This window comes from Sphaerisporangium fuscum (assembly GCF_018531465.1).
GTDB lineage: Bacteria > Actinomycetota > Actinomycetes > Streptosporangiales > Streptosporangiaceae > Sphaerisporangium > Sphaerisporangium fuscum.
The window spans coordinates 76,545-84,298 of the sequence record NZ_JAHDTF010000043.1 but is presented as its reverse complement, the minus strand read 5'-3'; the positions used below and the strand labels follow the sequence as shown (position 1 = coordinate 84,298).

The 7,754-nt window shown below is 73.0% G+C and carries 5 protein-coding genes; 4 read left to right on the top strand and 1 reads right to left on the bottom strand.

Annotation, left to right across the window (positions count from 1 at the left end; all coding sequences use genetic code 11):
* Positions 1 to 69 precede the first annotated feature (69 nt).
* From KIK05_RS41075 to KIK05_RS41060, 4 genes are all read left to right on the top strand, one after another.
* Entirely contained in the window at positions 70 to 1,044 is a 975-nt protein-coding gene (locus KIK05_RS41075; RefSeq protein WP_308250339.1) for an ABC transporter permease, read from the top strand.
* The gene (locus KIK05_RS41070) at positions 1,037 to 1,945 is read left to right on the top strand and encodes an ABC transporter permease (RefSeq protein WP_308250336.1); all 909 of its coding nucleotides are present in this window, start codon (positions 1,037 to 1,039) and stop codon (positions 1,943 to 1,945) included. Before KIK05_RS41075 ends, KIK05_RS41070 begins: the two co-directional genes overlap by 8 nt.
* A gap of 263 nt (positions 1,946 to 2,208) precedes the next feature.
* Entirely contained in the window at positions 2,209 to 3,264 is a 1,056-nt protein-coding gene (locus tag KIK05_RS41065) for a sodium:calcium antiporter (RefSeq protein ID WP_214416309.1), read from the top strand.
* 190 nt (positions 3,265 to 3,454) lie between these two features.
* Positions 3,455 to 6,289, top strand: a complete 2,835-nt coding sequence (locus tag KIK05_RS41060) for an FAD-binding and (Fe-S)-binding domain-containing protein (protein ID WP_214416308.1) — start codon at positions 3,455 to 3,457, stop codon at positions 6,287 to 6,289.
* Between the two features lie 17 nt (positions 6,290 to 6,306).
* On the opposite strand, the gene KIK05_RS41055 is transcribed toward KIK05_RS41060, so the two are convergent.
* Entirely contained in the window at positions 6,307 to 7,704 is a 1,398-nt protein-coding gene (locus tag KIK05_RS41055) for a pyridoxal phosphate-dependent decarboxylase family protein (protein WP_214416307.1), read from the bottom strand.
* Positions 7,705 to 7,754: the final 50 nt, after the last annotated feature.

The following is a 7,754-nucleotide window of genomic DNA, read 5'->3' as shown; positions in this document are numbered from 1 at the left end:
CGCCGGCCGTCCCGCCCAGGGTGGCGGGACCGCCGGCCGTGCGGCCTCCGCCCGCGGAACCGCCGGCGCGTGCCCGGCGGGCCGCGTCACCGGCGGCCGGGAGCCGGGGGCACGCCAGTGAGGTACGCCGTCCACCGCCTCCTGCAGGCTATCCCGGTCTTCGTGGCCACCACCTTCCTGATCTACGCGATGGTGTGGGCCCTGCCCGGCGACCCCATCCTGACGCTCGCCGGGGACAAGCCCCTCCCCGAGAACGTCCTGCAGACCCTGCGCGAGCACTACCACCTCAACGACCCGCTGATCGTCCAGTACGGCCTCTACATGGCCGGGGTCTTCCTGCGCGGCGACCTGGGGGAGACCTTCACCGGGCAGCCGGTCAGCGAGCTGCTGCAGGACCGCTGGTCGGTCACCGCGCAGCTCGGCGTCACCGCGTGGATCTTCGAGCTGGTCGTCGGCATCGGCCTCGGCGTCCTGGCGGGCCTGCGCCGCGGCAAGCTGGCCGACACCGCCGTGCTCGCCGGAACGACCTTCGTGATCGCGGTGCCGGTGTTCGTCGTCGGCTACACCGCCCAGATCCTGCTCGGCCTGAACCTCGGCCTGTTCCCGACCGCCGGCACCGACGACGGCTGGCCGGTGAGCTACCTGCTGCCGGGCATGGTGCTCGGCTCGTTCGGCCTGGCGTACGTCGCCCGGCTCACCCGCACCAGCGTGGTGGAGAACCTGCGGGCCGACTACGTGCGCACCGCCGCCGCCAAGGGGATGCGGCGCACCCGCATCATCGGCCGGCACGCCCTGCGCAACTCGCTGATCCCCGTGGTGACCTACCTCGGCGTGGACTTCGGCAACCTCATGGCGGGGGCCGTCGTCACCGAGGGCATCTTCAACCTGCCGGGCATCGGTCAGCAGGTCTTCCAGTCCATCCAGCTCCAGGAGGGGCCGGTCGTCGTCGGCGTCACCACCCTCCTTGTGATGATCTTCATCCTGGCCAACCTGCTCGTCGACCTGCTGTACGGCGTGCTCGACCCGAGGATCCGCCGTGGTTGATCTCAAGGCCTCCGTGGAGGCGACGGCACCCGGCGCCAAGCCGGCGCGCAACGTGCGCGGCTCGCTGTGGTACGACGCCTGGCTCGAACTGCGGCGCCGCGTCATCTTCTGGATCTCGGTGGTCATCCTGGTGCTGGCCGTCGCCATGGCGGCCTTCCCGTCGCTGTTCGCCCGGCTCGGCCCCAACGAGCAGTGCAACCTGCGGATGTCCAAGAAGGGCCCGCTGGGTTCGGCGATCTTCGGGTACGACCTCCAGGGCTGCGACTACTGGTCGCAGATCGTGCACGGCACCCGCGCCTCGGTGCTCATCGGCCTGGCGGTCACGGTCTTCGCGCTCGTGATCGCCATCGCCCTCGGGCTGGTCGGCGGCTACTACGGCGGCGTGCTGGACGCGGTCATCTCCCGGGTGACCGACGTGTTCTTCGGCATCCCGTTCGTGCTCGGCTCCACGGTGATCCTGGTCGCCTTCCCCGGGCACGGCATCTGGGCCATGACGATCGTGCTCGTTCTCCTGGGCTGGACCACCATGACCCGGCTCATGCGCGGCCAGGTGATCGCCGTACGCGACTCCGACTACGTCCAGGCCGCCAAGGCCCTCGGGGCGAGCGACCGGCGGATCATGATCAAGCACATCCTCCCCAACGCCATCGCGCCGGTCTTCGTCGTCGCCATGCTGAACGTCGGCAACGTGATCTCCGGCGAGGCCACCCTCGACTACCTCGGTGTCGGCCTGCAGTACCCGGACGTGTCGTGGGGCCTGCAGCTCAACGTGGCCCAGCAGTTCTTCGCGGACTACCCGCACCTGCTGGTCTTCCCCGCCCTGTTCCTCACCGCCACCGTCCTGAGCTTCCTCATGCTCGGCGACGTCGTCCGCGACGCGCTGGACCCCAAGCTCCGCTGACGATCACAGGTGACCCCCGATGGCGGCATTCCTCCCCGTCGCCTACACTGGGCCCCTGCGAAGGGGAGTAGCCCCGCGAACCGGTCGTCGACATGCTGGAGCCCCTGTCCGGGCTCCCGGTGGCCGGGCCCGCGCCATGCGGGCGGGCGAGACCTTCGACCTTTGTCGATGACGATTTACGTCTCGGCGGGGTCGAAGCCGCACCGCCCCTCGCGCCGGTCGTCCTCGAAGCCCCCGCCGAGGCGGGAAGGCTGGACGTTTCAGTGATCCATTTCGTGTTGCTCATCGCCTGCGCGGTGGCGATCTACCTCTCGTGCGAGTGGTTCGTCAATGCCGTGGAGTGGCTGGGTGAGCGGCTGAACGTCGGGAAGATGGCGGTCGGCACGATTCTGGCCGCCTTCGGCACCGCGTTGCCGGAGTCCGTGGTCACGCTGGTCGCGGTCACCACCGGCACGACGCCGCAGGCCAAGGACATCGGGGTCGGCGCCGCCATGGGCGGCCCGCTCGCCCTGGCCACCGTCGCCTACGGCGTGACGGGCGCCATGCTGCTGCTCAAGCGGCGCAAGGACCGGGCGGCACGGCCGGTGGCCGTGGCCGGACCCGGCGCCGACGTCTCACCGGCGGCGGGCGCCCAGGTCCTGGGTACGGAGAGCGAGACCAGGCGGCTGGCCAAGGACCAGACGTGGTTCCTGCCGATCTTCATCGTCAAGGTCGGTCTGGGCCTGGCCGCCTTCGCGTTCAAGCCCGTCCTGGGCCTGCTGTTCTTCGCCGCCTACGCCGTCTACTTCTGGCGGGAGATCCGCGGCGGGGACGACGAGGACGAGGGTCCCGACCTGGAGCCGCTGAAGTTCCAGCCGAAGGCCGCCTCCCCGGCCACCTGGGCGGTCGTGGCGCAGACCCTGCTCACCCTGGTGGTGATCTTCTTCGCGTCGCAGCTGTTCGTGCACCAGCTGGACGCCATCGGCCCCATGATCGGGCTTTCGGCGTCGGTCACCGCGTTGCTGCTGTCCCCGGTCGCCACCGAGCTGCCCGAGATCATGAACGCGGTCATCTGGGTCCGCCAGGGCAAGACCAAGCTGGCGCTGGCCAACATCTCCGGCGCCATGATGATCCAGGCCACCGTCCCCAGCGGTCTCGGCCTGCTGTTCACCCCCTGGCGGTTCGACGCCGCCCTGCTCTGGTCGGGCCTGATCACCATGGCCGCGATCGTCTACCTGCTGGCCACGATGGCCGCGCACAAGCTGACCCCCACCCGGCTCGCGGTGGCCGCCGGCTTCTACGTCGTCTTCGGGCTCGGCCTGGTCCCCCTCCTGAACTGAGGGCGGCCACGTGCCTGCCGGGCCGGCTCCCGGGCACCGCGAGGACGCGGTCCGCCTCGAGGAGGTGGCCGTCGCCGGTCCGGTTCGCACTGTTATCGCCTGGATCTGACGTTTACCCGAAAATCCGCATATTCTTCATGACGTTCCAGATGCTGGACTCACCGTACCGATTATCGGAAGGCAGCCGGGAGTGAAGCTCCGCAGCACCCAGTCGTCGTACGGCCCGCTCTCGCCGGACGCGGCCCTGGTGGCCGCCCTGGAGGAGGCGGCGCCGGGCGCCGTGGCGGCCCGCGCCTCCGACCGGCTGTCCTTCGCCCACGACGCCTCCCACTACCTGCTCGTGCCGCAGGCCGTGGTCACCCCGCGCGACCCGGCGCAGGTGGCCGCCCTGCTGCGCGTCAGCGCCGCCCGGGGCGTGCCGCTGACGTTCCGCTCCGGCGGCACCAGCCTGTCGGGGCAGGCCACCGCCGACGGCGTGCTCGTCGACACCCGGCGCCACTTCCGCGGGATCGAGGTCCTCGACGACGGCGCCCGGGTCCGGGTCCAGCCCGGCGCGACGGTGCGCGCCGTCAACAGCCGGCTCGCCCGGTACGGGCGCAAACTCGGCCCCGACCCGGCCAGCGAGTCCGCCTGCACGATCGGCGGCGTCGTCGCCAACAACTCCAGCGGCATGGCGTGCGGCACCGAGCTCAACACCTACCGCACGCTGGAGTCGGCCGTCCTCGTGCTGCCCGGCGGCACGGTCGTCGACACCGGCGCGCCGGACGCCGACGAACGGCTGCGCGCCCTCGAACCGGAGATCCACGCCGGGCTGACCCGGCTGCGCGACCGGGTGCGCGGCAACCCGGCGTCGGTGGAGACGATCCGGCGGCTGTACGCCATCAAGAACACGATGGGCTACGGCGTGAACTCGTTCGTCGACCACACCCGCCCGGTCGACATCCTCACCCACCTGGTCATCGGCAGCGAAGGCACGCTCGCCTTCGTCGCCGAGGCGACCTTCCGCACCGTCCCCGCCCACCCCCACGCGGCCACCGGGCTGCTGCTGTTCCCCGACCTCGCCGCGGCCACGGGTGCGCTGCCCGCCCTGGTCGAGGCGGGCTTCGCCACCATCGAGCTGCTGGACGCCACGAGCCTGCGCGTCGCCCAGCGCGACCCGGAGGCCACGGCGGACCTGCGCGGGCTGGCCGTCCACGATCACGCGGCCCTGCTGGTCGAGCACCAGCGGCCGACCGCCGAGGAGCTGCGGGACCGCACCGAGGCCGCGGCCGCCGTCCTCGGCGCCCTGCCCCTGGCGGCTCCGGCCACGCTCACCGCCGAGCCCGGCACGCGGGCCGCGCTGTGGCACATCCGCAAGGGCCTCTACACCGCCGTCGCCGGCGCGCGGCCGTCCGGCACGACCGCGCTGCTGGAGGACATCGCCGTCCCCGTCGGCCGGCTGCTGCCCACCTGCACCGAGCTGACCGGGCTGTTCGACCGGCACGGCTACACCGGCAGCGTCGTCTTCGGCCACGCCAAGGACGGCAACGTCCACTTCCTGCTGAACGAGGACTTCGACCGGCTTGAGCTGGTGGAACGCTACCTGGCCTTCACCGACGACCTGGTCGACCTGGTCCTCGGGCAGGGCGGCACGCTCAAGGCCGAGCACGGCACCGGCCGGATCATGGCCCCCTTCGTCCGCCGGCAGTACGGTGACGAGCTCTACGACGTCATGCGCGAGGTCAAGCGCCTCCTCGACCCGGACGGGCTGCTCAACCCCGGCATCCTGCTCAACGACGACCCGGCCGTCCACATCAGCCACCTGAAGTCCACGCCCACCGTCGAGCCCGAGGTCGACCGCTGCGTGGAGTGCGGCTACTGCGAACCGGTCTGCCCCAGCAAGGACCTCACCACCACACCCCGCCGGCGCATCGTGCTGCGCCGCGAGATCGCCCGCGCCCGCGAGAACGGGGACGCCGAGCTGCTGGGCCGGCTGGAGCAGGAGTACCAGTACGACGCCGTCGACACCTGCGCCGTCGACGGCATGTGCCAGACCGCCTGCCCCGTCCTCATCGACACCGGCGACCTGACCCGGCGGCTGCGCGCCGAGCAGCGCGGCCGCATCGAACGGAAGGCGTGGAAGACCGCCGCACGGCACTGGGACGGCACCACGCGCGCGGCCGCGGCCGCGCTGACCGCCGCCCACGCCGTGCCCGCGCCCCTGCCGTCCGGCGCCACCGCCGCCGGGCGGGCACTGCTGGGGGAGGACGTGGTGCCCGCGTGGTCGCCGGAGCTGCCCCGCGGCGGCACTCGTCGCCGTCCCCGGCCGGCCGACGCCCCGGCGGCGGTCTACTTCCCCGCCTGCGTGTCCACGATGTTCGGCCCGGCGGACGACGGCGGCGGCGTCCGTGAGGCCTTCCTGGCGCTGTGCGACCGGGCCGGCGTCTCGGTGCGGGTGCCGGAGGGCATCGCCTCCCTGTGCTGCGGGACCCCCTGGAAGTCCAAGGGGCTGACCGACGGCTACGCCGCGATGCGCGAGAAGGTCGTGCCGATCCTGCGCCGGGCCACCGGCGACGGCGCGCTCCCCGTCGTGGTCGACGCGGCCTCGTGCACCGAGGGCCTGGTGCGCATGCTCGCCGAGGAGGGCGTCCAGGTCGTGGACGCGGTCGCCTTCGTGGACACCGCCGTCCTGCCGCACCTTCCCGCGGCGCGGCGCGTCCCGTCGATCGTCGTCCACCCGACCTGCTCGTCCACCCAGCTCGGCATCAACCCCGCGCTGCTCCGCGTGGCGGCCGCGGCGGCCGAGGAGGTCGTGCAGCCCGAGGACTGGAGCTGCTGCGCCTTCGCCGGCGACCGGGGGCTGCTGCATCCGGAGCTGACCGCCTCGGCGACCGCCGCCGAGGCCCGTGCCGTCCAGGGGCACCGGGCCACGGCCCACGTGTCGGTCAACCGCACCTGCGAACTCGGGATGACCCGGGCGACCGGGCACCCGTATCGGCACGTGCTCGAGATCCTCGACGCCGCGACCCGTCCGCTGCCCGCCTGAACCGATGGGCCGGCCGTTCAGGCGGGGGAGGCGGCCGCCTCGTCCAGGGCGGCGAGCACGCGCGCGGTGTCCGAGGCCGTCGTACGCCAGTTGCTGAACGCCGCGCGGACGGCCGGCACGCCGGCGTACACCGTCGGGGTCAGGAACGCCTCCCCGGAGGCGGCGACGTGCCGGAGCAGCGCGTCCACCCGCTCCTGGGCGGGCGCCCCGGCGAGGGTGAAGCACACGACGTTCAGCCGGACCGGGGCCAGCAGGCGGAAGGAGGGGTGCGCCTCCAGGGCCTCGCCCAGGCGCGACGCCTCGGCCGCGTTGCGTTCGACGATCTCGCGGTGCCCTGCCCGGCCGTACGCTGCCAGGGTGAACCAGGTGGCCAGCGCGCGCAGCCGCCGGGAGTTCTCCGGCGTCAGGTGAACGGGGTCGGGGTCGCCGGTGGGCATGCCGAGGTAGGGGGAGGCGTTGTGGAAGGCGGCGACCTGCAGGTCGGGCCGCCGGGTGAACTGGACGGCGGCGTCGTAGGGGACGTTGAGCCACTTGTGCAGGTCCACGCAGACCGAGTCGGCGGCCTCCAGGCCCTCCAGCAGATGGGCGTGGCGGGGGGAGAGGGCCGCGAAGCCCCCGAACGCGGCGTCCACGTGCAGCCAGAACGGGAACCGGTCCTTCAGGGCCGCGACGGCGCGCAGGTCATCGAAGTCGACGGTGTTGACCGTTCCGGCGTTGGCCACGACGATCGCGGGGCGTCCGTCCAGCGCGGCCAGCGCCTCGGCGAGGCGGCCCACGTCGACGGCCTCCCGGCCGGGCAGGAGGGGCACCGGGCGCAGCGCGCCCCTGCCGAGCCCGAGCATCGACAGGGCCTTGCCGACGCTGGAGTGCGCGGCGCCGGACAGCACCGGCACCGTCCCGAGGGCGGCGACGCCGTCGGTGGTGACCGAGACCCCGAGCCGCTCGCCGAGCCACTCCCGGGCGATCGCCAGGCCGGTGAAGTTCGACATGGTGGCGCCGCTGACGAACATGCCGTGGTGCTCCTCGCCGAGCCCGAACAGGCCGCGCAGCCACCCCAGCGTCTCGCGCTCCAGCTCGGTGGCGGCGGAGTCGGCGCGGCTGGTGGGGTTCTGGTCGAACGTGCCGGTCAGCCAGTCGCCCGCGAGCGAGGCGGGCGTGGCGCCGCCGGTGACGAAGCCGAGGTAGCGCGGCCCGGCACTACCGCTGAACCCCGGCTCCCACCGTTCGGCGAACCGGTCCAGCGCCCCTTTCGTCCCTGCGCCCTCGACGGGCAGGGAAGCGGCGGAGGAAGAGGGCACGGCGGGGCGGGTCACGGGGCGGTCGGCGAGGCCGCCGAGCACGCCGGCGGCGTACCCGCGGACCTCCTCCAGCAGCTCCGGCAGGGAGTCGAGATCTCGGGCGAGCAGAGGATGCATGGCGCCCAGCCTAGGAAGCGGGCGCGGCGTCGTACTGGTCCACTGCTGGC